Source organism: Streptomyces sp. NRRL F-5126, from assembly GCF_000721265.1.
Taxonomy (GTDB): domain Bacteria; phylum Actinomycetota; class Actinomycetes; order Streptomycetales; family Streptomycetaceae; genus Streptomyces.
On the sequence record NZ_JOFZ01000012.1, the window covers coordinates 636,696 to 660,654 of the forward strand.

The following is a 23,959-nucleotide window of genomic DNA, read 5'->3' on the forward strand; positions in this document are numbered from 1 at the left end:
ATTTTAAGTGGAAAACATCAATCCATAAGCCCTAATACATGGGTTGACTTTACAAGGGAGTTCCACGGAACGGCAAGAGAGGGATTGCAGATAATTATCCCGAAAGATCCGAAATAGGAGCACAGAAACGCCTTCGCCTTTAATGATTCTTGGAGTTTCCATGGCCCTCGCCTCAGCGGGCGGTACCGTGCGCCAACCGCGACGGTCAGACATCCCGGGGTACCTGTCGCCCCGCCGGGCCGGGCTCGCCGCCGCGCAGCAGGGTCAGGAAGTGGCGGAAGACCACCGGCATGTCGACGGCCTCCGGGTCGAGCAGCCACTGGTACTGCAGGCCGTCCATCACCGCCGTGAGGAGCGGGGCCGCCTGCTCGGGCGTCAGGCCGCCGGGCAGGCGCCCGCCGAACTCGTCACGGAGCGACTCCGCCATGTCGGCGCGCACCTGGCCATAGCGGTGGGTGAAGAACTCCCGCGCCGGGTGCTCCTCCGTCACGCTCTCGCCGAGCAGCGCGGAGAACGTCTGCACGATGCCGGGCCGCATGGCGTTGTAGTCCACGAGTGACGCCAGCAGTTCGAGGCGCCAGCCGTCGCCGCGGCGTGCGCCGCCGCCGGTGTCCCACTGGTCGCGCTCGTCGAGTACCGCGACGAGCAGCGCCTCCTTGGTGGGGAAGTGGTGCAGCAGGCCCTGCTGGGTGAGGCCGACGCGCTCGGCGACCGCCCCCAGCGTGGTGCCGCGGTAGCCGCGTTCCGCGATCACCTCGATCGTGGCACGCAGGATCTCCGCCCGCCGCTCCTCGCTCCTGGCTCTCGCCGCCATCCGCCTCGGCCCTCCAATCGTTCCTGGTCCGTTCCTGGGCAAGGACCGTACGCCACACGATCGGTCATAATATTACGAAGTGATAACGAGACCTACTCGACTACAAGCCGGCGGCCCAGTATGTAACGGTCAGCTCGGCACTCCTCACCCACCCGGCATCCGGAGGTACGGCCTTGACCGGCGCATCCACCACACCCGCTGACGACGCGCGGGAGGCGGGCGTCGAGGCGGCGCTCGCCGTGCTCGACCTCGACGCGAAGACCCGGCTGCTCGCGGGGCAGGACCAGTGGTCGCTGCCCGCGCTGCCCGAGATCGGGCTGCCGTCGCTGGTCATGTCCGACGGGCCCGTCGGCGTCCGCGGCGTGCGCTGGACGCCTGACGACCCTTCCGCCGCGCTGCCGTCGCCGACCGCGCTCGCCGCGAGCTGGGACCCGGGCCTCGCGCGGCGCGCGGGGCGGCTGCTGGCTCAGGAGGCGCGCCGCAAGGGCGTGCACGTGCTGCTCGCGCCGACGGTCAACCTGCACCGCTCGCCGCTCGGCGGCCGCCACTTCGAGGCGTACAGCGAGGACCCGTACCTGACCGGGGAGATCGGCACCGGGTACGTGCGGGGCGTGCAGGACGGCGGCGTCGGCACGACGGTCAAGCACTTCGTGGCCAACGACGCGGAGACGGACCGCTTCACCGTCGACAACGTGGTGTCGCGGCGGGCGCTGCGCGAGCTGTACCTCGCGCCGTTCGAGGCCATCGTCGCGGACGCCCGCCCGTGGGGCGTGATGGCCGCGTACAACACCGTCAACGGCTCGTCGATGACCGAGAACAGCCGCCTCCAGCTCGGTGTCCTGCGCGGCGAGTGGGGCTTCGACGGCGTCATCGTCTCCGACTGGCTCGCCGCGCGCTCGACCGTCGGCGCCGCCCGGGGCGGCCTCGACCTCGCCATGCCGGGGCCCGACACGGTGTACGGCGAGAAGCTGGCCGCCGCGGTGCGTGCGGGCGAGGTCGAGGAGTCCGCGGTGGACGCGGCGGTGCGCAACGTGCTGCGGCTCGCCGGGCGCGTCGGCATCCTGCCGGGCGTGGCAGGCGCCGTCGCCGAGCCGCCCGCGGCGGTGGACGGCGACGAGGTGACGCGAGAGATCGCGCGCCGCTCGTTCGTCCTCGTGCGCAACGCGGCGCGCGACGGGCACCCGGTGCTGCCCATCGACCCGGCGCGTACGCCGAAGGTCGCGCTGATCGGCGCGGCCGCGCGGGACGCCCGCATTCTCGGCGGCGGCTCGGCGACGGTCTTCCCCGCGCATGTCGTCGCGCCACTCGACGGGCTGTCGTCGGCGCTGCCCGAAGGGTCGCTGACGTACGCGCTGGGCGCCGACCCGAACACCGAACTGTCCGTGGCGGGCGCCGACTTCGACCTGACGGCCACGGCGCGCGCGGCGGACGGCCGGGTGCTCGCCGCCGTCGCGCTGCCGGACGGGCGCGTGCAGTGGGTCGGCAGCGACCTGCCGGACGGCGTGGACTACGACGAACTGGACAGTGTCGAGATCGCCGGCACGTTCACGGCGCGCGACAGCGGCGAGCACGCGTTCGGCACGCGCGGCCTCGGCGGCTTCACGCTCACCGTGGACGGCACGGTGCTGTACGAGGGCCGGCAGGAGCCGGCCGAGTCGACCGACCCGTTCGAGGCGTTCTTCGGGGTGCCGACCGAACGCGGCCGCATACGGCTCGAAGCGGGCCGCGCGGTGGAGGTCTCGCTGCGTGTCACGGTCTTCAAGGTCGCCGATGCGCCGATGAACGCGATCGGCTTCTCCCTGCTGCACCTCGGCCCGCAGCGCGACCCGGACGAGCTGATCGCCGAGGCCGCGCTGACGGCGGCGGCGGCTGACACGGCGGTCGTGGTGGTCGCCACCACGGAGCGCGTCGAGTCCGAGGGCTTCGACCGGCGGGATCTGCGGCTGCCGGGCCGCCAGGACGATCTGGTGCGGGCGGTCGCGGCGGCCAATCCGCGCACGGTGGTCGTCGTCAACACCGGCTCCCCGGTGGAGATGGACTGGCGCGACGACGTCGCGGCGGTGCTGCTGAGCTGGTTCCCGGGACAGCAGGGCGGCGCGGCGCTCGCGGACGTCCTGCTCGGCGCGCAGGAGCCGGGCGGGCGGCTGCCCACCACCTGGCCGGCCGCGCTCGCCGACGCGCCGGTCGTGAACACGACTCCGAGCGGGGGCCGGCTCCACTACGAGGAGGGCGTGTTCATCGGCTACCGCGCATGGGAGAAGGCGGGCGCCGTGCCGGCGTACGCGTTCGGCCACGGACTCGGCTACACCGAGTGGCACTACGAGAAGGTGGACGCCTCGCGGGCGCAGGCCCGCGTGCGCCTGCGCAACGCGGGCGCGAGGCACGGCCGCGAGGTCGTGCAGCTCTACGTGGCGCCCCAGGACACCCCGGCGGGCGCGCCCGAGCGCCCGGCCAGGTGGCTGGCCGGCTTCGCCACGGTCGAGGCGGCGCCGGGCGAGACGGTGGAGGTCGCGATCCCGCTGCGGCGGCGGGCGTTCGAGATCTGGGACGAGTCGGCGGATTCCTGGTCGCTGATCGAGGGCAGGTATGAGATCCAGGTGGCGCACTCCCTCGCGGACGTCCGCCTGAGCGCCCCGCTGGCCGTGGAGCGCTGACCTCAGCCGTACGGCCCCGAGGCGGACCCTGACACCGCCCCGGGACCGTACGCCCGAGCGTGGGGCGCGCCGGTGCGCCACGCCACGGCCGCAACCGCCCGCCACCTGGCGCCCGGGGCGCCCCCTGGCCGAAGCCCCGGCCACGCGGGCCGTGTCGGGCGCATCGCGCAAGCGCAACGGGCGGCGGGACCCTCCGCGTTGCGTCGCGGGTCGGCGTCCGCCACGCCGCCTCGCGTCGCACGCGACCGGTCAGGCCCGCGCCGCGGCCGCACGGTCGCCGACCCCGTCGCCGTGTGCGGGGCCCCGCCGCGCTGCGGGTCCCGGGACGGGCTGCGTCCCCGGCCACCAGCGCGGTGCCGGTACCCACCTGCTCCACCACGCCGCCTCGGCGTCGAACGCGGCGCGCACGCAGACGCAACAGGCGGCGTCGCCATCCGCGTTGCGTCGTGGGTCGGCGACCGGCCGCGCTGCCCTGGCTCGGGACCTGGCGCCGGGTCGTGGCCGACCGGTACCGGCGCGCCGGCGGTGCCCTCCGGCGCCCGCCACGCCGCCTCGGCGCCGGACACGACCGGTCAGGCCCGCGGGGCGGGCGCTCCGTTGTCCGGGTCCGGCGCCGGGCGCGGGGACGGGCCGGGCCGCGGCGCGTTGGACGGGGCCGAGCCCGCGTCCGCGGGGGCGGACGCGGGCTCGGCCGAGCCGGCCGCCTCGGCCTCTCGTGCGCGGGCCATCAGCGTGGCGCCCGCCACCGCCCCCGGCATCAGGAATATCGCCACCACCGGCACGAGGAACGCCAGCGTCAGCGGCACCCCGAAGCCCAGCGCCATCAGCCGCCGGCCCTTCAACCACGCCAACTGCTCGCGAGCGCCCACCCGGCGCCGCTCCAGCGCCACCGCCGTCAGCTCCTGCGTCAGGTAGAAGCCGGACACGCAGAAGCCGATCGCGGGCACCACCGTCTGCCCCACCACGGGCAGGAAGCCGAGCGCGAAGAGCACGACACCCCACACCACGACCCGCAGCAGCACGTACGCGCTGTTCTTGACGGAGATCACGATCTCGCGCCACCACGGGAGCCCCGACTCCGGCACCACCCCGTCCTCGGACTCCGCGCGCTCGACCGCCTCCGACAGCGCCTCGTAGAACGGCTGGCCGATCAGCAGCGTCACCGCCGTGAAGGTGATCACCGCGAGGAACAGCCCGAGCGCGAAGACCAGTACCGTCATCCCGCCGCGGAACAGCCCGAGCCACGGCGACGACCAGCTGTCGGCGAACGGCGTCGCCCAGGACACCAGGTCGTCCGCCCCGTACGCGAGAGCGACCAGCGCGCCCGCGTACACCAGCAGCGTCACCAGGCCTGGCAGCAGCCCGAACCCGAACCACCTGCCGTGGCCGCCCACCCACCGCTGGCCCTTCACCAGAAAGCCGAAGCCCGCCCCGAGATCGCCCATGCGGGCCACCTTAACGGGGCGGGCTCGGCGGCCACACCGGCCGACGAGTCACACCGGCCGACGAGTCACACCGGCCGGCGGCTCACGCCGCGGACAGGCTCACCTCGATGTTGCCGCGCGTGGCGTTGGAGTACGGGCACACCTGGTGTGCCTTCTCCAGCAGGTCCTTCGTCGCCGCCTCGTCCAGCGCGGGCACCGACGCGACCAGCTCGACCGCGATGCCGAAGCCGCCGGCCGACAGCTTGCCGATGGAGACCTTCGCGGTCACCGTCGAGCCCGAGATGTCCAGCTTCTCCTGGCGGGCGACCACGCCCATCGCGCCCTGGAAGCAGGCGCTGTAGCCGGCCGCGAACAGCTGCTCGGGGTTCGTGCCCGCGCCGTTGCCGCCCATGGACTTCGGGGGGTTGACGACGACGTCGAGCTGCCCGTCGTCGGAGGCGACGCGTCCGTCCCGGCCGTTCTCCGCGGTGGCGACGGCCGTGTACAGGGGGTCGATGCGCTCAATCGGCATGTTGTGCTCGTCCGTTCTGTTTGTACGCCGCGACTCGCGCCCGCGATCGCGGCGGCCTGCGTCAACTCTAGTGCGTACGTGCGCGGGTCCTACTGGCCGAGGGAGACGATCATCTTGCCCGTGTTGTCACCGCGCAGCATTCCGAGGAACGCGTCGAAGCCGTTCTCGATTCCCTCGACGACCGTTTCGCGGTACTTGAGTTCGCCGGACGCCAGCCATCCGGACACGTCCGAGACGAACCGCGGCATCAGCCCGTAGTGGTCGAGGACGAGCATCCCCTGCAGCCGCAGCCGCTTCCCGATCACCAGCGCGAGGTTGCGCGGCGCGGGCGGCGGCTCCGTGGAGTTGTACTGCGCGATCATGCCGCAGATGGTGGCGCGGCCGTGCAGGTTGAACGAGGAGATCGCGGCTTCGAGATGGTCGCCGCCCACGTTGTCGAAGTAGACGTCGATGCCGTCCGGCGCGGCCTCCTTGAGCTGCTGCTTCACGGGGCCGTTCTTGTAGTTGAAGGCCGCGTCGAAGCCGTACTCCTCCGTGAGCAGGCGGACCTTCTCGTCCGAGCCCGCCGAGCCGATCACCCGGGACGCGCCCTTGATCCGCGCCATCTGCCCGACCTGGCTGCCGACGGCGCCGGCCGCGCCGGAGACGAAGACCGCGTCGCCCTCCTTGAAGGAGGCGGTCTCGAAGAGCCCCGCGTAGGCCGTGAGGCCCGTCATGCCGAGCACGCCGAGGTACGTCGAGAGGGGGGCCTTCGACGCGTCGACCTTCGTGGCGCGGTCGGCGGGGACGGACGCGTACTCGCGCCAGCCGCCGTAGTGCAGCACGTGGTCGCCTGCCGTGAAACCCTCCGCGGCCGAGGCGATGACCTCGCCGACGGCCCCGCCGTCCATGGGGTGGTCGAGGCGGTAGGGCGCCACGTACGACTTCACGTCGTTCATCCGCCCGCGCATCGCCGGGTCGACCGAGAAGTAGAGGTTGCGGACCAGGATCCGGCCCTCCTCCGGCGCGTCGACGGGGATCTCGCGCAGCGCGACGTCACCCGGCTCCGGCCAGCCGTCGGGACGGGAGACGAGGTGCCAGGCGCGGCCGGACGTGGGGAGTGCGGTCATGATCCGCATGCCTCCTTCGAGGGGGACGGGGGAAGATGTTCCAGGTGATGTTTCAGTTGATGAAACAACCTTGCATCTCAATATTTCATGATGTCAAGCACATGGGTACGCTGACACGCATGGCCACTACCCGCACCGACCCACTGACCTTCGAGGTCGTCCAGCTCATCGGCTCCGTCGTGGCCCGCTACCACGAGGAGTACGAGCGGGCCGCCGCGGAGCACTCCCTGACCGGCGCGCAGGCGCGCCTCCTCGGTCTGCTGTCCGTGGAGCCGCTGCCCATGCGCAGGATCGCCAGAAAACTGAAGTGCGAGCCGTCCAACGTGACCGGGATCGTGGACCGGCTGGAGGCGCGCGGGCTGGTCGAGCGCCGGCCGGACCCGGACGACCGCAGGGTGAAGCTCGCCGCGCCCACGGCGAGCGGCCTCGCCACCGCCAAGCTGCTGCGCGGCTCGCTCGACTTCGCGCGCGAGCCGCTCGCCGAGCTGTCGGCGGACGAGCGCCGCACCCTGCGCGACCTGCTGCGCCGGATGGTGGGCGACGACGCGGAGCTGTGAGGCCAGTGGGGCCCGAGTGCGTGGTCGCACGAGAGCGCCTGCGGTGTCAGCCGCACCACCACAGGAACCGCGTGCAGTGGCTCCGGGTCGGGTCCGGTGCCGGCGGCGGGCCGCTCCGCGTCGGCCCGGGTGTCGCGGGCGCCGACCGCGTGGGCGTGCCCGGCGTGGACCCACCGGGCTCGGAGGGGTCGTCGGGGCCGGTCGCGGGGCCGCCCGTCGCCGAGCCCGCGCCCGCGCCGTCCGTCGGTGTCGTCCCTGAGGCGCCGTCGCTCGCGCCGGGGTCCGGGCTGCCGCTGCCGTCGGACGCGGACGGGTCGGCGCCCGGCGTGGCGGAGCCCGTCGCACCGCCGCGGGTGTTCTGCGCCGACGGGTCGCTCACCGGCGCGCCGGAAACGGCAGGACCGCCCGAGGCGGACGGGCCCGGGTCGGGATCCGTGCTGTCGCCGCTGACGGCGGACCCGCCGAGGCCGGAACCGGAGCCCAGGCCGTTGTTCCCGGGGTCGAGCGCCAGTTGCGCGAGGCTGAGCGCGCCCGCCGCGAGGACGACGCCGAGCGTGCCGATGACGATCCTGCGGCCGCGCTTGCTGCGCGCCCTGCGCGGCGCCGAGCGCGGCCTGCGGCCCGCGCGGCGGTGGCCGTGCCCGGGCAGCTCGCCGGACGGCGCCTCCGGGTGGCCACCGGCCCGGCCCCCGGCTTCCGGACGGGCACCGGGATCCGCCGACGCGGCGGGCTCCGGCGCGTCTGCGGCCGCCGGCGCGTGCCCTGCTCCCGGCGCGTTCCCTGCCGCCGACCCGATCGAGGGCTCCCCCACGTCCGGAGCCTGCTGCGCCTGCGGCGCTTGTGCGGCGGCCGCCGGGGCGCTCGCGGCTCCCCCGGCCGCCGGGTCCCGCCCCGGCGCCGGAGCGGGTCGCAGGTCCTGCGCGTACCTGCCGCATCCGGCGCAGGCCAGCGCGCCGTTGAGGTGCCTTCGGCAGTGTTCGCAGTAGTCCATGGCGCTGGCAGGGTATGCGGCGGGACTGCGCGGCGGGCAGCTGCATGTGTGGAGATCTTGTGCGGAACCCCGGATTCGGCACCGATCTGTCCGATTGGGGAGGATGGCGCACATGAGTCAAGGCAGCCAGGCGGCGTTCGGACCGCACGCCTTCCAACTGGTGCTCCTGCGCAGGATGGCGGACCACCAGCCCGGCCTCGTCGACGAGGCGCGGCGCGAACTCGGCGCCTCGCGCGGGGACATGCGGGAGGCCAACCGCCGCTGGCAGGCGATGGTGCGCGCGCCGCGCGGCCGGGGCGCGCGGGCCAGGTACCGGTCGGTGCTCGGCCCACCGGAGCGCGCCTTCCCGCACCGGGTCGGTGACCTGGAGTGCGAGGCGCTGCAGTGGCGGTTGCCGCTCTGGCCGGCGCTGCGCTTCGAGATCATGGTGGCGCCCGGCGGCGCCGTGTGGAACGAGTGGCTCGTGCGGGCGCCGGGCGTGCCGGGGCCCGAGCTGCGGACGGTGGCGGACCTGCGCCCGTGGGCGTGCACCGTGGACGAGGTGGCGCGGGCGTTCCCGCCCGCGCGGCCGCTTGAGGGCACGGCGCCGACCCGCTTCGGGCTGGCGTTCGCGGCGCCCGAGGGGCCCACGGGACCGCAGGCAGGGCCGGGCGGGACGGCGCCGCCCACCGCGGCGGCACCGACCACGCGGTACGCGGCCGAGTTCACGTGGGGCCTGCTCCAGCGGTGGGCGCCCGCCTGACCCGATGCCGCCCGGCCGGTGTGGCGCGCACCGCGCCGTGGTACACCGACCGGCTCAGCCCAGCGCGCGCCGGGACCGCTGCCGCAGCAGGATTTTCCCAAGGACCGGCCGCGCCGCCGGTGACCGTCCCAGCCGCTCGGGAGATCCGCCGTGACCGTCAGTCTTGAGAATCTGCGCCGCTGCCACATCGCCGTCGACATGGGAGCCGCCAGGACGCGGGTCTTCGTGAAGGGGGCGGGTCTCGTCGTCGACGAGCCGAGTTGTGCGGCGGTGAACACCCGTACCGGATCGCTGAAGGCGGTCGGCACGCTCGCGGAGCGGATGACGGGCCGCACACCCGACTACATCCGCGTCGTGCGGCCGCTCACCGGTGGCACCGTCATCGACATCGAGATGGCGCAGCGCATGCTGCGCCATCTGCTGGGCGACAAGCTCAGGCGCCAGCTGCGGCGCAAGCCGCGGTTGCGCGCAGCGGCCTCCACCCCGCACGACAGCGACCCGCTTGCCCAGCGCGCGACGATCGAGACGCTCGTCGGGCTGGGTGCGAGCCGGGTCGAGCTGGTGGACACCGTGATCGCCGCGGCCGTCGGTTGCGGCCTGCCCGTCGAGGACGCCACCGCCACGATGATCATCATGTGCGGGGCGGCCACCACGCAGGTCGCGGTGCTGTCGATCGGTTCGATCGTGACGGCGCAGCGCATCCCCGTCGGCGGCAACGCGATCGACCAGGCCGTGCTGCAGTACCTGCGCCACCACCACGAGCTCGTGCTGCCGAGCCAGTCCGTTCGTCCGCTGCAACTCGCCCTGAGCGGCAACGGCTTGACGGAGGAGGGCCCGACGACCACGGAGATCAACGGCCGGGACGTCGCCACGGGCGTGGCCAGGTCGGTGAAGGTGGACACGGCGGCCGTGCGCGAGGCGATCTACACGCCGCTGACCGCGGTGAAGGACGGGATCGGGCGCGTGCTGCGCGAGTGCCCGCCGGACCTGGTGGCCGACCTGGCGGACACGGGCATCAGGATGGTTGGCGGCAGCGCACTGCTGCCCGGCCTCGACCGCATGCTGGGGGAGGCGACGGGCATGCCGGTGGCGATCGCGGACCAGCCCGACCTGTGCACGATCCTCGGCATGGGCGCCATGCTGGACGGCAAGGTCCAGCCGCTGGCCATCGACCCGACTGCGTCGGCGCACTGACCGGTCCCACCACGATGCCCGGCCGCGACGAGGACGGCCCAGGCGCGGGCGCCGACCGGCTGCCGATGCTGCTGGAGGCGGTGCTGGGCATCGGCACCGACCTCGAACTCGGCGTCACGCTCCAGCACATCGTGGACACCGCCGTCGAACTGGTCGGGGCGCGCTACGCGGAGCTCGGCGTCGTGCAGCCGGAGAGCGCGCCGCTGACCGAGCTGTTCTCGGCGGGCGCCGACGAGGGCGGTCCACGCGCCGAGGTGGAAGTGCGCGTGGCCGACGAGGTGTTCGGGCACCTGAGGGTGACCGGCACGCGCGCGGACGAGCCGGCCGCCGTGGGCGGGACGGCGGCGCGCGCCGGGGGGTTCACCGCGCACGACGACGTGCTGCTGCGCACGCTCGCCGCGCAGGCGGGCATCGCCATCGGCAACGCGCGCACGTACGGCAGGGCGCGCAGGCGCGAGCGGTGGATCCAGGGCGCGGCGGCCGTCACCACCGCGCTGCTGACGGGCGAGTCGGCGCAGGACGCGCTGGCGACGGTGGCCGAGTCGGCCCGCGTGCTGGCCGACGCCGACGCGGGCGCCGTCCTGCTGCCCACGCCTGAGGGCGGCATGCGGATCGTCGCCGCGTCGACGGCCGACCCCGCGATCGCCGACGGCATGGTCGGCACGGCGATCCTGCCGGGCTCCGCGGTGCTCGAACAACTGCTGGGCGGGGAACCGGTGTTCATCGAGGACTCGGCGTCCGATCCGAGGATGACGACGGCGGTGCGCGAGCGGTTCGGGCCGAGCATGATGCTGCCGCTGCAGCACGGCGGCCGGCTGATCGGCACCCTCACCGTGCCGCGGTCGCGCGGCAGGCGCCCGTACACGTCCGTCGACCGGCTGCTGGCCTCGCAGTTCGCCTCGCAGGCGGCGCTGGCGCTCGTCCTCGCCGACGCCCAGCACAACAGGGAGCGGCTGGCGGTGTACGAGGACCGCGACCGGATCGCGCGCGACCTCCACGACCTCGTCGTGCAGCGGCTGTTCGCGACGGAGATGATGCTGGAGTCGACGCGCAGGCGCGCGGGTACGGGTGAGACGGCCGCTCTGCTGGGGCGGGCCACCGACGAGCTGGACTCCACCATCCAGGAGGTGCGGACCGCCATCTTCGCGCTGCAGCAGCCGCCCGCGGAGGCGCCGACGGGGGTGCGGGGCCGGGTGCTGCGTGAGACCGACGGCGCGGCGGCCCTGCTGGGCTTCCGCCCTTCCGTGCGGTTCAGGGGCCCGGTGGACTCGGCGGTCGCCGAGCCCGTCGACGCGCAGTTGCTGTCGGCGCTGCGGGGAGCGCTCGCCGCGGCGCACCGCAGGGACGGCGTCACGTCGGTCGAGGTCGAGGTCGACGCGGGCGCGAGGCTGCCCGACGGGCGGGCCGCGGTGCGTCTCGTGGTGCGGGACGACGGGGAGCGCGAGGACGGGACGGGCACGGGCACCACGGCGACCTGGCAGTCCCCCGAGCTCTGACGGGCTCCGACGGCGCGCGCCTCGGCGCGGGGACGCTACGCGTGGCGCACCCGAGCGCCCCCGCCGGCTCCGGTTCGCACGGCACCGGACGGGTAGATGACGCGGTGGCACCGAACGGACACGAGTGGTCACGGAAGGAAGTGTCGACGATGGCCGGCACCGCGGGAGTCGACTACGCCTGGTCGCATCCGGGCGGGGCAGCGCTCAAGGCGGCGGGCAAGAAGTTCGCCTGCCGGTACCTGAGCAACGACTCCGCCAAGAACCTGACGAAGACGGAGGCCAACGACCTGACGTCGCACGGCGTCTCGTGCGTGGTGGTGTGGGAGTCGACGGCGCAGCGCGCCCTGTCGGGAGAGGCGGGCGGCGCGGCGGACGCGCGCAAGGCGCAGAAGCAGGCGGCGGACGCGGGCATGCCGGGCGACCGCCCGATCTACTTCGCGGTCGACTTCGACGCGACGCCCGGCCAGCAGGCGGCGATCAACTCCTACCTGGACGGCGCGGCCGGCGTGCTCGGCCGCGACCGCGTGGGCATCTACGGCGGCTACTACCCGGTCAAGCGCGCGCTGGACGCGCACAAGGCCGCCTGGGCGTGGCAGACCCCGGCCTGGTCGGGCGGCCAGTGGGACGAGCGCGCACACATCAGGCAGGGCGCCCAGCAGACGATCGGCGGCGCGAGCTGCGACCTGGACACGGCGTCCGCGGCGGACTTCGGCCAGTGGCAGCTGGGTTGAGGCCTCAACGCCGCACGCCGGTCAGCCCGCCGCGGGCGGGTGCGGTGGCTTGCCCGGGACGGGACGAGCGGCCCCACCGGCCGGCCTCGCGGTGGAGGGACCGGAGGCCGAAGCCGCGCTTCCCCCGCCGCGCGGACCGAGTACGCGCGAACGGCTCCCCGCCTGCGGCGTTTCCCGGGCGGCGCCGGAGGCTTTCGTCAACTCCGCGAGCGCGGCCAGCCGCCGTTCAAGGCCCTCAGGCCCTCCCCTGCCCCGGAACACGCCGGACTCGTCCACATCGTCCGCGAACTCGTGCAGAGGCATCCCCCGGATGCCGGTGTCGTTGACGATCGCCCACAACGCCCCCGGCGCGCACCGCAGTTCGCACCGGTCTCGCCGGTCGATGACGAGGAGAGGAGCGCCGGGTCCTGCCATCGTCCGCCGATCGGCCACGACGATGACGGCGTGCGGGGCGTCGGGGCCGACGGCTGCCACGACCTGCTCAACCGTCAAGTCGGCCAACCGCGGGTCGTTCACCACGTCGACCGCGGCCACGACCAGGCCACCGCCGACGGGCGCCTCCACGGCCGAGCGCACCGCCTCCCAAGCCTGTTGATCACCGAAGTCCACCCGCAGCAGCGGGGTTTGCCCTGTCTCGATCAGCACGTGCCCCATGATGTCCACTCATGCGCCGCAGGCCAACCTCACTGAGCCTGGGCCCGCCCGCCCCACCACGGGAGGGCCTGCGCCGCGGCGAGGCGGTGGGACAGGCGTGGGCGGACGTCGACACGTCGGGCGGTCCGCTGCGGGTCGAAGACGATCGTGCAGGACGGCTGGACGCCGGTGGAGTCGAAGCAGAGGACGGAGGACTCGACGAACGGGCAGCGCGCCCGAAGGACCGGCTGCCCTGGTACGAGACAGGCAGGTCGGCATGGAGGCGACGAGGAACGCGAGACTCAGGTGCCGCGTGCGCGCCGCGGGGGCGGTTCTGGGACGCCCGCGCACGCACCCGCTCACACAGGAGGCCTCGGAAGCGTGACAGGCGCTCAGGAGGCTGACGGGGATGCGCAACCCGAATGCGGGCCCAGGCGATATTGCAAACGCCTGTTCGAGTGGGGCGGGTGGGACTCGAACCCACGGCCGACGGATTATGAGTCCGCTGCTCTAACCGGCTGAGCTACCGCCCCCAACGGCGCGTCGCGCACAAGTGTGCGCGCCGTCTGCCGCAGCATAGCCGCTCATACGATCTCCTGCTGTGGCGGTCGGACTGCCGCGGCCTCGAAGACCGTCCCGCTCGGCCCGGGGTTGCCGGGGTTGCCGGGGAAACGAAAAAGGACCCCTCCGGGGCCCTTCCGTGTGAGCTGCTCCCCCGGCTGGACTCGAACCAGCAACCCTCCGGTTAACAGCCGAATGCTCTGCCAATTGAGCTACAGGGGATCGCGCTCCCCCGACTGGACTCGAACCAGTAACCTGCCGGTTAACAGCCGGCTGCTCTGCCAATTGAGCTACAGGGGATTGCTGCGTCTGCCGCGGGCCCTCGCCGGTCCGGCTCACCCGGGCGGCGCGTGCTCGCTGCGACACATACATTAGCGCAAGCAGGGGGGTGCTCCGCCAATCGGTATCGTGCCGGGTCACGTCGGGTGATCCCGGGCCGTGACGGGGTAGGCGCATCAGCACGCGAGGGCAGCGATGGCCCCACGGTCCGACGCTAGGAAAGGGTGGCAGCCAATGAGGTACCGCCTCACGTTCATCGCGGGTCTGGCTCTCGGATACGTTCTGGGAACCCGCGCAGGCCGCGAGCGCTACGAGAAGATGAAGGACGCCGCGCAGCAGATCTCGCAGAACCCTGCTGTGCGCAACGCCACGGAGACCGCGACGCAGACCGGCAAGGAGTTCGCCGGGAAGGCGTACCACTCGGTGAGCGAGCGCGTCGGCGACAAGGTCGGGGACCGGGTGCCCGCCTCCGTCGCGCAGCGCGTGCGTTCGCTGCGCGAGCGCAGCGGCCGCACCGGCGAGGACGACTGGGGCACCACCAATACCTGAGACGGCCGGGCGCCTGCGCGGTGCGACGGTCAGCGGGCTTCGACGGGCGTCGGGGCCCGCTGACCGCTGTCCGTAGAATCCCGTGCCATGGGAATAGTCGCCGGCCTCGACAGCTCGTCCGGGGCCACACGCATCGTCGTCTGCGACACCGGCACCGGTGCCGTCCTGCGCCAGGGGTACGCGCCGCACCCCGTCGACCCGAAAGCCACGGACGTCGACCCGCAGGCCTGGCTGCTCTCCCTGGGCGAGGCCGCGAGCGGCGGGCTGCTCGAAGGCGTGCAGGCCATCGGCGTCTCCGCCCAGCAGCACGCGCTCATCGCCCTCGACCAGCAGGGCGCCCTCGTGCGGCCCGCGCTGCTCGGCAACGACAAGCGCGCGCAGGTCGCCGCGGCCGACCTGGTGGACGCGCTGGGCGGCAGGCAGGCCTGGGCCGAGGCGGTCGGCGCGGTGCCGTCGGCCGGGCAGGTGCTCGCGAAGCTGGGCTGGCTGGCCCGCCACGAGGCGGAGGCCGCGCGCCGCGTCGCCTCCGTGATGCAGGCGCACGACTGGATCGTCTGGCAGCTGCTCGGCAGGCCCGCCCGCCGTACGACGGACCGCGGTGACGCGTCGAGCACGGGCTACTGGGCCGCCGCCACGGGCACGTACCGGCAGGACCTCGTCGAGCTGGCCCTCGGCCACCGGGTCGTGGTCCCCGAGGTGCTCGGCCCCTCGGAGGCGGCCGGCACCACGCCCGAGGGACTGCTGATCTCCGCGGGCACCGGCGAGACCATGGCCGCCGCGCTCGGCCTCGGGCTCGGGACGGGCGACGCCGTCGTGTCGCTCGGCGGGTCCGGGTCCGTGATGGCGGTGCACGGGGAGGCGCTGGCCGACGCGTCGGGCTCGATCACCTCCTTCGCGGACGCCACCGGCCTGCACCTGCCCGTCGTGCACACGAACAACGCGGTGCGTGCGCTGCGCGGCACCGCCGAGCTGCTCGGCACGGCGGACCTGGCCGAGCTGTCCGCGCTCGCGCTGAAGTCGACGCCCGGTTCCTCCGGTCTCGTGCTGCTGCCGTACCTGGAGGGCGAGCGCACCCCCCAACTGCCGCACACGGCGGGCACGCTCAGCGGTCTGCGCCGCGAGTCCATGCGCCCCGAGCACCTGGCGCGGGCCGCGTTCGAGGGCATGCTCTGCTCGCTCGCCGACGCGATGGACGTGCTGCGCGGCCGGGGCGTCGACGTGCGCCGCGTGTTCCTGCTCGGTGGCGCTGCCGAGCTGCCCGCCGTGCAGGCCATCGCCCCCGCCGTGTTCGGCGCGCAGGTCGTGGTGGCGCAGCCGGCCGAGTACGCGGCGCTCGGCGCGGCCCGCCAGGCCGCGTGGGCGCTCGGCGTCTCGAACGGAACGCTGGACCCGGCGACGCCGCCGGCCTGGCAGGGCGCGGCCGCGCAGGTCTTCGAGCCGGGCGACGAGCTGGCGGTCGGTTCCGCGGTGCGCCAGCAGTACCAGGCCACGCGTGAGCAGATCCACCCGGGCGCGTTCGCCGCTCCCGCGCCGGGCTCGGACGAGGTGACCGGCGGACCCGGCACTGGCACTGGCACTGGCACTGGCACGCCGTAACCGGAACGCCGAGGGGTCCTGGGCCGCGCCGGGTTGCGACGCGGCCGACTCCTCGTCTCCCGGGGCGAGGGGCGTCTTCCTCACGCGAAGGCGGCGGCCCCGGCACCGTGCGGCCCCGACGTCAGGCTGGCAGGGCGCGGGGGCGGTGTCGTACCCGCGCCGTAGGGTTTTCGGTGTACCCGTCGCGAGGCGGCGCGTCTTGACCCGGCCTTGGCCATTCCGCGGGGGTCCGTCCCCGAAATCCTTGGGAATCAAGGGCGCGCGTGCCGCAAGATGGGGGCGACCTCTGCCCGCCGACCCTGAGAGACCCCCGCGTGCTCCTACGACTCCTACGGACCCACCTCGCTCCGTACAGAAGACCCATAGCCCTGCTGGTGGCGTTGCAGCTGCTGCAGACCGTCGCCACGCTCTACCTGCCCACGCTCAACGCGGACATCATCGACAACGGTGTCGTGAAGGGTGACTCGTCCTACATTCTGGAGTTCGGCGGCGTCATGCTCGCCGTCTCGATCGGACAGGTGCTGTGCAACATGGGCGCCGTCTTCTTCGGCGCCAGGACGGCGTCCGCCCTGGGACGCGACGTCAGGGCCGCCATCTTCGGCCGGGTGCAGCGCTTCTCCTCGCGTGAGGTGAACCACTTCGGCGCGCCCTCGCTGATCACGCGCACCACGAACGACGTGCAGCAGGTGCAGATGCTGACGCTGATGTCGTTCACGCTGATGGTGTCCGCGCCGATCATGTGCGTCGGCGGCATCATCATGGCGCTCAGCCAGGATGTGCCGCTGTCGGCGATCCTGCTGGCCGTCGTGCCGACGCTGGCGCTCGCGGTGAGCCTGATCGTGCGCCGGATGCGTCCGCTGTTCCGGCAGATGCAGAAGAAGCTGGACAGCGTGAACCGCGTGCTGCGCGAGCAGATCACCGGCAACCGCGTGATCCGCGCGTTCGTCAGGGACGACTACGAGCAGGAGCGGTTCGCGACGTCCAACGGCGAACTCACCGGGCTCCAGCTGTCCACGGGCCGGCTGATGTCGCTGATGTTCCCGACGGTGATGACGGTGGTCAACCTGTCGTCGATCGCCGTCGTCTGGTTCGGCGCGCACCGCATCGACAGCGGCGGGATGCAGATCGGCGCGCTGACCGCGTTCCTCTCCTACCTGATGCAGATCGTCATGTCCGTGATGATGGCCACGTTCATGTTCATCATGGTGCCGCGCGCCGAGGTGTGCGCCGAGCGTATCGAAGAGGTGCTTGACACCGACTCCAGCGTCGTCCCGCCGGTGAGCCCGGTGCGGGAGCTGCGCGCCCACGGCCACCTGGAGATACGGGACGTCGACTTCCGCTACCCGGGCGCCGAGGAGCGCGTGCTCAAGGCGGTGAACCTGGTGGCGCGGCCCGGCGAGACGACCGCCGTCATCGGCTCGACGGGCAGCGGCAAGTCGACGCTGCTGACGCTCGTGCCGCGGCTGATGGACGTCACCAGCGGTCAGGTCCTGGTCGACGGGCAGGATGTGCGCGCACTCGACGAGGCACTGCTGGCGAAGACGGTGAGCATCGTCCCGCAGAAGCCCTACCTGTTCACGGGCACGGTCGCGACGAACCTGCGCTACGGCAATCCGGACGCGACCGACGAGGAGCTGTGGCACGCGCTTGAGGTGGCGCAGGCCAAGGACTTCGTGCGGAAGCTGGAGGGCGGTCTTGACGCGCCGATCTCGCAGGGCGGCACGAACGTGTCGGGCGGCCAGCGGCAGCGCCTGTCGATCGCGCGGACGCTGGTGCAGCGCCCGGAGATATACCTGTTCGACGACTCGTTCTCGGCGCTCGACTACGCGACGGACGCGGCGCTGCGTGCCGCGCTCGGACGGGAGACGGCACAGGCCACGGTGGTGATCGTCGCGCAGCGCGTGTCGACGATCAGGGACGCGGACCGGATCGTGGTGCTCGACGAGGGCCGCGTGGTCGGCACCGGGCGCCATTCGGAGTTGATGGAGTCCAACGAGACGTACCGGGAGATCGTGCTCTCCCAGCTGACCGAGGCGGAGGCGGCCTGATGAGCGGCGGAGGACCGGGGCGCATGATGCGCGGCGGTGCGCCCACGCAGCGTTCTGCCGACTTCAAGGGGTCGGCGAAGCGGCTGCTGGGGCGGCTGACGCAGCAGCGCGGTGTGCTGGCCGTGATGATCTCGGCGGCCGTGGTGAGCGTGGGGCTCTCCGTGGAGGGCCCGCGGATCCTGGGCAACGCCACCGACCTGATCTTCGCCGGCGTCATCGGGCGCTCGCTGCCCGCGGGCGCGACGAAGGCGCAGGCGATCGAGGGCCTGCGGGCCCACGGGCACGGCTCGATGGCCGACCTGCTGTCCGGGGTCGACTTCGTGCCCGGGCAGGGCATCGACTTCGACCGGATCGGCACGGTGCTGCTGACGGCGCTGCTCGTCTACCTGGGCGCCGGGTTGCTGATGCTGGTCGCGCAGCGGATGTCGATCCGGATCATCAACCGGACGGTGTACCGGATGCGCGAGGACATCCAGGCGAAGCTGTCCAGGCTGCCGCTGTCGTACTTCGACCGGCAGCGGCGCGGCGAGGTGCTCAGCCGCGCGACGAACGACGTGGACAACATCGCGCAGACCATGCAGCAGACGATGGGCCAGATGGTCAACTCGCTGCTGACGGTCATCGGCGTGATCGCCATGATGTTCTGGGTCTCCTGGCTGCTCGCGCTGGTGGCGCTGGTGACGGTGCCGCTGTCCGTACTGGTGGCGACGAGGGTCGGCAAGCGGTCGCAGCCGCAGTTCGTGCAGCAGTGGCGGGTGACGGGCAAGCTCAACGCGCACATCGAGGAGATGTACACGGGCCACTCGCTCGTGAAGACGTTCGGGCGGCAGGAGGAGTCGGCCGAGGCGTTCAAGGAGCACAACGACCAGCTGTACGAGGCCGCGTTCAAGGCGCAGTTCAACAGCGGGATCATGCAGCCGCTGATGATGTTCGTCTCGAACCTCAACTACGTGCTGGTCGCGGTCGTCGGCGGGCTCAGGGTCGCGACGGGCGCGCTGTCCATCGGTGACGTGCAGGCGTTCATCCAGTACTCGCGGCAGTTCTCGCAGCCGCTGACGCAGGTCGCCTCGATGGCGAACCTCGTGCAGTCGGGTGTGGCGTCGGCGGAGCGGATCTTCGAGCTGCTTGACGCGGACGAGCAGGAGCCCGACGGTCCCGAGCGCAAGATGCTGACGCCGCCGCGCGGCCGGGTGGCGCTTGAGAAGGTGGCGTTCCGCTACGACCCGGAGAAGCCGCTGATCGAGGACCTGTCGCTGGCGGTGGAGCCGGGGCAGACGGTCGCGATCGTCGGCCCGACGGGCGCGGGCAAGACCACGCTCGTCAATCTGCTGATGCGGTTCTACGAGGTGTCGTCGGGGCGCATCACCCTCGACGGCGTCGACGTGCGGGAGATGACGCGTGAGCAGCTGCGCTCCGGGATAGGCATGGTGCTGCAGGACACGTGGCTGTTCGGCGGCACGATAGCGGAGAACATCGCGTACGGTGCGGCGCCGGCGCGTGACGGCTCGCCGGGCGCCACGCGTGAGCAGATCGAGGAGGCGGCGAGGGCGGCACACGCCGACCGGTTCATCCGCACGCTGCCCGACGGGTACGACACGGTGATCGACGACGAGGGCACGGGCGTCAGCGCGGGTGAGAAGCAGCTGATCACCATCGCGCGCGCGTTCCTCTCGGACCCGGTGATCCTCGTGCTCGACGAGGCGACGAGCTCCGTCGACACCCGCACCGAGGTGCTGATCCAGAAGGCGATGGCGCGGCTGGCGCACGGCAGGACGAGCTTCGTGATCGCTCACCGGCTGTCCACGATCCGTGACGCGGACGTGATCCTCGTGATGGAGAACGGCTCGATCGTCGAGCAGGGCACGCACGAGGAGCTGCTGGCGGTGGACGGCGCGTACGCACGGCTGTACAAGGCGCAGTTCGCGCAGGCGGTGGCGGAGGTCGACTGACGCATCCGCGTGCGCGGCAGGACATCCCGCCCGCAGGGCGCTCACGGTGGTGACGGTACGTGCCGCCGGGGGCGCCCTGTGTCGTGCGGCCGGGGCGCGTGCATGGGTGTCCGCAATGGGGGTATTCGGCACTCAGGAAGGACCGAGACCACCGTTAGGGGGCTCTCATGGCGGACACGTTCTACAAGCACGGCAGGCCGCAGCATCCCACACTGGAAGAGGACCGGCCGCGTGGAGGCCGCGCGAAGGGCGTCAAGCACCAGGGCTCGTGGTCCGCGGGTGCCATCATCCTCGTGGTCGTCCTCTTGGTGATCGTGGGCATCGCGCTGTTCCCGTGAGCACATCGCGTTGAGCCAGTGCGTCTCGCAGCCCGCCTTCGGACCGGAGGGCGGGCTACGGGCGTGCCCGGCGCCTGCCGGCCGGAGCGCTCAGTCGAGGTAGCCGCGCAGCTGGTCCGCGAGGGCGTGGTCGCGCAGCTTGCCGAGCGTCTTGGACTCGATCTGGCGGATGCGCTCCCGGGTCACGCCGAATATCCGGCCTATCTCCTCCAGCGTGCGCGCGCGCCCGTCGTCCAGCCCGTAGCGCAGCTGGACGACCTTGCGCTCACGCTCGCCGAGCGTGGTGAGGACGGCCTCCAGGTGGCTGCGCAGCAGCAGGAAGGCGGCGGACTCGACGGGCGATGCCGCGTCCCTGTCCTCGATGAGGTCGCCGAGCGCCAGGTCCTGCTCGTCGCCGACCGGCGTGTAGAGCGACACGGGTTCCTGGGCCAGCCGCAGGACCTCGCTCACCCGCTCGGGAGCGAGGGCGAGCTGCGCGCCGATCTCGGCGGGCGTCGGCTCGCAGCCCCGTTCCTGGAGCAGGCGCCGCTGTACGCGCACCACCCGGTTGATCAGCTCCACGACGTGCACGGGAACCCTGATCGTGCGGGCCTGGTCGGCGAGCGCGCGGGACATGGCCTGCCGGATCCACCAGGTCGCGTACGTGGAGAACTTGTAGCCGCGCGCGTAGTCGAACTTCTCGACCGCCCTGATCAGGCCGAGGTTGCCCTCCTGCACGAGGTCGAGCATGGTCAGCCCGCGGCCGACGTACCGCTTGGCGACGGACACGACCAGCCGCAGGTTGGCCTCGATGAGCCGGCGCTTGGCCATCCGGCCGATGACGACGAGCCGGTCCAGGTCGAGCGCGAGCCGCTCGTCGAGGACGCGCGCCGTCGCGAGCTTCTCCTCCGCGAAGAGTCCGGCCTCGACGCGCCGGGCGAGCTCGACCTCGTCCGCGGCGGTCAGCAGCGGCACCCGTCCGATCTCCCGCAGGTACTGGCGCAGCAGGTCGGAGGCGGGGCTGCCGCCGGCGGACGCTCGTGCGCCCGGGACGCGCCAGGGCGCGTGCGGCGCGTCCACGGCCTCGGGCGTCCCGGCGACCTCGGGCGCCCCCGCGGCGTCACGCCTCCCCACGGCCTCGGCGGTCCCCACGGCCTCAGGCATCCCAGCGGCCTTGGGCGCCGCCATGGCCCCAGGCATCCCCACGGCGTCGCGCCTCCCCGCGGCCTCGGGCGCCCCCACGGCCCCAGGCGCCCTCGCGGCGTCGCGCCTCTCCGCGGCCTCGGGGGTCCCCACGGCGTCACGCCTCCCCGCGACCTCGGGCATCCCCACGGCGTCACACCTCCCCGCGACCTCGGGCGCCCCCACGGCCTCAGGCGTCCTCGCGGCGTCGCGCCTCTCCGCGGCGGGCGGCGGGGACTCCGCACCGGGCGTGTCACCTGGCCGTGGCGCGGCCGGGTGGGACGATCCAGGGTCCGGGCCCGGGACGGAACCCCGCGTCCGGGCGGTCGTGAGGTCGGGGCCTGGCCGGGCGGCCGGATCCGCCGGGTGTCCCGGGCTCGGTGGGGCCGCGCCTCGCACGTCCGGCCCGGACTCGGGCCGCGGGCCGGCCTCGGTGTGCGGGGGCCGCACCGGCGGCTGCGGGCGCGGGCGCGGGCGCGGCGGCTGAGGTCCGCTCTGGTCCAGAGTTTGGCTGCGGGTCTGCACGGGGGCGACCTCCAGATGGTCGCTGCCGGGTTCCGAGGGGTGCGGCAGCACGGCCCGCCCCCAGTGTGGGGTACGGCACATCCCGGCCACGAGAGGCCTGCGCGCACTTTCTGCGCGCCCCCCGCGGACTGTTACAGCGCGCCCGCGCCGTTGCTGCGGAGGGTCTGGCCGTACTGCTGGAGCACCCACAGCTCGTTCTGGACGGCCGCGTACTGCTGCGGGTCTCCTCCGTTGCCGAGGCGCGTCAGCGACGACGTGACGTCCTGGATGCGGCGGTCGACGGCGCGGATGCGGACCTGGACAAGGTGCTGGCCCGCGTACAGCTCGTCGATCGACTTGCCCCGGAAGACCTCGACCGCGAGCTCCGTGACCAGCTTGCGTACGGTGTCGTCGGGCGCGGCATCCCGCACCTTGGCCAGGTAGTCCCTGACGTCATCGCAGCCCTGCTCGGCGCCGCCCGCCTCGTCGATGCACTGGCGCACCGCGGCGTACGGCGGGGCCGTGAACTCGTCCGTCTCGTACGCGTCGAACGCGGGCGTGACCAGCTCGGGGCGTTGCAGGGCGAGCTTCAGCAGCTCGCGCTCCGTCGCGAACACGGGGTTGCGCAGATAGAGGGCGGGTCCCGACGGGCCCCTTCGGGACGCGGGCGGCTGCCCGGCGCCCGAGGGCCCCGGGCCGCCCGGCTCGCGCCCGCCGGGGCCCGGGCCCTGCGCGGGGCCGCGGCCGCCTCGGTCGCGGGCCCACCGGGCCAGCTGGGCCACGCGCTTGACCACGAACTGCGTGTCGAGGATCCCGAGCATCCCGGCGAGCTGCACGGCCACCTCGTGCTGCGAGGCGCTGTTCTTGATCCGGGCGACGATCGGGGCGGCCTCGTCGAGCGCCGCGGCGCGGCCCGCCGGCACCTCGAGGTCGTAGCGCGCCACGATCTGCCGGATCGCGAACTCGAACAGCGGCGTGCGGGGCTCCACCAGGTCGCGCACCGCGTCGTCGCCCTTGCCGAGCCGCAACTCGCAGGGGTCCATGCCGTCGGGGGCGATGGCGATGTAGGTCTCGGCCGCGAACTTCTGGTCGTCCTCGAAGGCGCGCAGGGCGGCCTTCTGGCCGGCCGCGTCACCGTCGAACGTGAAGATCACGCGGGCGCTGCCGTTGTCCATGAGCAGCCGGCGCAGGATCTTGATGTGGTCGCCGCCGAACGCCGTGCCGCACGTGGCGATGGCGGTGGTCACGCCCGCGAGGTGGCAGGCCATCACGTCCGTGTAGCCCTCGACCACCACGGCCCTGCTGGACTTGGCGATCTCCTTCTTGGCGAGGTCGACGCCGTAGAGGACCTGGGACTTCTTGTAGATCGGCGTCTCGGGGGTGTTGAGGTACTTGGGTCCGTTGTCGTCCTCGCGCAGCCTGCGCGCGCCGAATCCGACGACATCGCCCGAGATGTCCCTGATGGGCCACATCAGGCGGCCGCGGAACCGGTCGATCGGCCCGCGCCTGCCGTCCTGGGAGAGCCCGGACATGATCAGCTCGCGGTCGCTGAAGCCCTGGCCGCGCAGGAAGCGCGTGAGGTGGTCCCAACCGGCGGGGCTGTAGCCGACCTCGAAGTGCTCGGCCGCCGCCTGGTCGAAGCCGCGCTCGGCGAGGAACGCCCGGCCGATCTCGGCCTCGGGCGACGCCAGCTGCTCCACGTAGTACCGCGCGGCGACGCGGTGGGCCTCGACGAGCCGCGAGCGCTCGCCTCGCTGGGCCGACGGGTTGTAGCCGCCCTCCTCGTAGCGCAGCGTGATGCCGGCGCGGGCCGCCAGGCGCTCGACCGTCTCGGAGAACGAGAGGTGGTCGATCTTCATCACGAAGGCGATGGTGTCCCCGCCCTCCTGGCAGCCGAAGCAGTGGAAGAGACCCTTGCTCGGACTGACCTGGAAGGACGGGGACTTCTCGTCGTGGAAGGGGCAGAGGCCCTTGAGGTTGCCGCCGCCCGCGTTGCGCAGCTGGAGGTATTCGGACACGACGGCGTCGATCGGGACGGCGTCCCGCACCGCCTTCACGTCGTCATCGTTGATCCTGCCGGCCACCCGTGAATTCTAA

Annotated in this window: 19 protein-coding genes and 3 tRNA genes; 11 read left to right on the forward strand and 11 right to left on the reverse strand. The window is 73.0% G+C overall.

The features are described 5' to 3' along the window. Positions 1-205: 205 nt before the first annotated feature. On the reverse strand, positions 206-814 hold the full coding sequence (locus IH48_RS0127680) for a TetR/AcrR family transcriptional regulator (protein WP_030910367.1): 609 nt from the start codon (positions 812-814) through the stop codon (positions 206-208). Positions 815-987: 173 nt separating this feature from the next. Here IH48_RS0127680 and IH48_RS0127685 point away from each other — a divergent pair, with 173 nt between their 5' ends. Further along, positions 988-3,468, forward strand: a complete 2,481-nt coding sequence (locus tag IH48_RS0127685) for a glycoside hydrolase family 3 protein (RefSeq protein ID WP_030910369.1) — start codon at positions 988-990, stop codon at positions 3,466-3,468. Positions 3,469-4,040: 572 nt separating this feature from the next. Here the strand turns inward: IH48_RS0127685 and IH48_RS0127690 are convergent. From IH48_RS0127690 to IH48_RS0127700, 3 genes are all read right to left on the reverse strand, one after another. Next, positions 4,041-4,913, reverse strand: a complete 873-nt coding sequence (locus IH48_RS0127690) for an EI24 domain-containing protein (RefSeq protein ID WP_030910372.1) — start codon at positions 4,911-4,913, stop codon at positions 4,041-4,043. A gap of 82 nt (positions 4,914-4,995) precedes the next feature. Beyond that, positions 4,996-5,424 carry an organic hydroperoxide resistance protein gene (locus tag IH48_RS0127695; protein WP_030910375.1) on the reverse strand — a complete coding sequence of 143 codons (429 nt, stop codon included), beginning with the start codon at positions 5,422-5,424 and terminating at the stop codon, positions 4,996-4,998. An 89-nt stretch (positions 5,425-5,513) separates the two neighbouring features. Further along, positions 5,514-6,536: an NADP-dependent oxidoreductase gene (locus tag IH48_RS0127700; RefSeq protein WP_107059395.1), complete on the reverse strand. Its 1,023-nt coding sequence runs from the start codon at positions 6,534-6,536 to the stop codon at positions 5,514-5,516. A gap of 116 nt (positions 6,537-6,652) precedes the next feature. Between IH48_RS0127700 and IH48_RS0127705 the strand changes: the two genes are divergently transcribed. Beyond that, positions 6,653-7,090, forward strand: a complete 438-nt coding sequence (locus IH48_RS0127705) for a MarR family winged helix-turn-helix transcriptional regulator (RefSeq protein WP_030910380.1) — start codon at positions 6,653-6,655, stop codon at positions 7,088-7,090. 46 nt (positions 7,091-7,136) lie between these two features. Here the strand turns inward: IH48_RS0127705 and IH48_RS34560 are convergent, their stop codons facing one another. Continuing rightward, positions 7,137-8,081: an SCO2400 family protein gene (locus IH48_RS34560; protein ID WP_078850085.1), complete on the reverse strand. Its 945-nt coding sequence runs from the start codon at positions 8,079-8,081 to the stop codon at positions 7,137-7,139. A gap of 112 nt (positions 8,082-8,193) precedes the next feature. Here IH48_RS34560 and IH48_RS0127715 point away from each other — a divergent pair, with 112 nt between their 5' ends. The 4 genes from IH48_RS0127715 to IH48_RS37185 all read left to right on the forward strand — a co-directional run bounded on the left by IH48_RS0127715 (position 8,194) and on the right by IH48_RS37185 (position 12,244). Next, on the forward strand, positions 8,194-8,823 hold the full coding sequence (locus IH48_RS0127715; protein WP_420705546.1) for a hypothetical protein: 630 nt from the start codon (positions 8,194-8,196) through the stop codon (positions 8,821-8,823). Positions 8,824-8,973: 150 nt separating this feature from the next. Continuing rightward, positions 8,974-10,017, forward strand: coding sequence for a rod shape-determining protein (locus IH48_RS0127720; protein ID WP_030910387.1), 1,044 nt, complete (start codon positions 8,974-8,976; stop codon positions 10,015-10,017). 14 nt (positions 10,018-10,031) lie between these two features. Then, entirely contained in the window at positions 10,032-11,513 is a 1,482-nt protein-coding gene (locus IH48_RS0127725) for a GAF domain-containing sensor histidine kinase (RefSeq protein ID WP_051840686.1), read from the forward strand. A gap of 149 nt (positions 11,514-11,662) precedes the next feature. Then, a complete protein-coding gene (locus IH48_RS37185) occupies positions 11,663-12,244 on the forward strand; it encodes a DUF1906 domain-containing protein (RefSeq protein WP_051840687.1) in 582 nt (193 codons plus the stop codon). 21 nt (positions 12,245-12,265) lie between these two features. Here the strand turns inward: IH48_RS37185 and IH48_RS37190 are convergent, their stop codons facing one another. The 4 genes from IH48_RS37190 to IH48_RS0127750 all read right to left on the reverse strand — a co-directional run bounded on the left by IH48_RS37190 (position 12,266) and on the right by IH48_RS0127750 (position 13,738). After that, a complete protein-coding gene (locus tag IH48_RS37190; RefSeq protein WP_158710359.1) occupies positions 12,266-12,889 on the reverse strand; it encodes a DUF6924 domain-containing protein in 624 nt (207 codons plus the stop codon). Between the two features lie 447 nt (positions 12,890-13,336). Beyond that, positions 13,337-13,410 (reverse strand) — tRNA-Ile (locus IH48_RS0127740). A 177-nt stretch (positions 13,411-13,587) separates the two neighbouring features. Next, positions 13,588-13,660, reverse strand: a tRNA-Asn gene (locus IH48_RS0127745). Positions 13,661-13,665: 5 nt separating this feature from the next. Further along, positions 13,666-13,738: transfer RNA gene (locus tag IH48_RS0127750), tRNA-Asn, on the reverse strand. A 213-nt stretch (positions 13,739-13,951) separates the two neighbouring features. On the opposite strand from IH48_RS0127750, the gene IH48_RS0127755 reads away from it, so the two are divergent. The 5 genes from IH48_RS0127755 (at position 13,952) to IH48_RS36690 (ending at position 20,197) form a co-directional block, all read left to right on the forward strand. Beyond that, a complete protein-coding gene (locus IH48_RS0127755; RefSeq protein WP_030910393.1) occupies positions 13,952-14,266 on the forward strand; it encodes a hypothetical protein in 315 nt (104 codons plus the stop codon). Between the two features lie 87 nt (positions 14,267-14,353). After that, complete coding sequence (locus IH48_RS0127760) at positions 14,354-15,862, forward strand: FGGY family carbohydrate kinase (protein WP_078850087.1); 1,509 nt, start codon at positions 14,354-14,356, stop codon at positions 15,860-15,862. A 314-nt stretch (positions 15,863-16,176) separates the two neighbouring features. Next, on the forward strand, positions 16,177-17,910 hold the full coding sequence (locus IH48_RS0127765; protein WP_030910397.1) for an ABC transporter ATP-binding protein: 1,734 nt from the start codon (positions 16,177-16,179) through the stop codon (positions 17,908-17,910). Then, complete coding sequence (locus tag IH48_RS0127770) at positions 17,910-19,859, forward strand: ABC transporter ATP-binding protein (RefSeq protein WP_030910399.1); 1,950 nt, start codon at positions 17,910-17,912, stop codon at positions 19,857-19,859. The genes IH48_RS0127765 and IH48_RS0127770 overlap by 1 nt, the downstream gene beginning before the upstream one ends. Positions 19,860-20,026: 167 nt before the next feature. Further along, positions 20,027-20,197: a hypothetical protein gene (locus IH48_RS36690; protein ID WP_199810014.1), complete on the forward strand. Its 171-nt coding sequence runs from the start codon at positions 20,027-20,029 to the stop codon at positions 20,195-20,197. Between the two features lie 90 nt (positions 20,198-20,287). Here IH48_RS36690 and IH48_RS0127780 read toward each other — a convergent pair whose 3' ends face one another. Further along, on the reverse strand, positions 20,288-21,340 hold the full coding sequence (locus IH48_RS0127780; protein WP_420705547.1) for an RNA polymerase sigma factor: 1,053 nt from the start codon (positions 21,338-21,340) through the stop codon (positions 20,288-20,290). Between the two features lie 674 nt (positions 21,341-22,014). Then, positions 22,015-23,946, reverse strand: coding sequence for a DNA primase (gene dnaG, locus IH48_RS0127785; RefSeq protein WP_030910403.1), 1,932 nt, complete (start codon positions 23,944-23,946; stop codon positions 22,015-22,017). Positions 23,947-23,959: the final 13 nt, after the last annotated feature.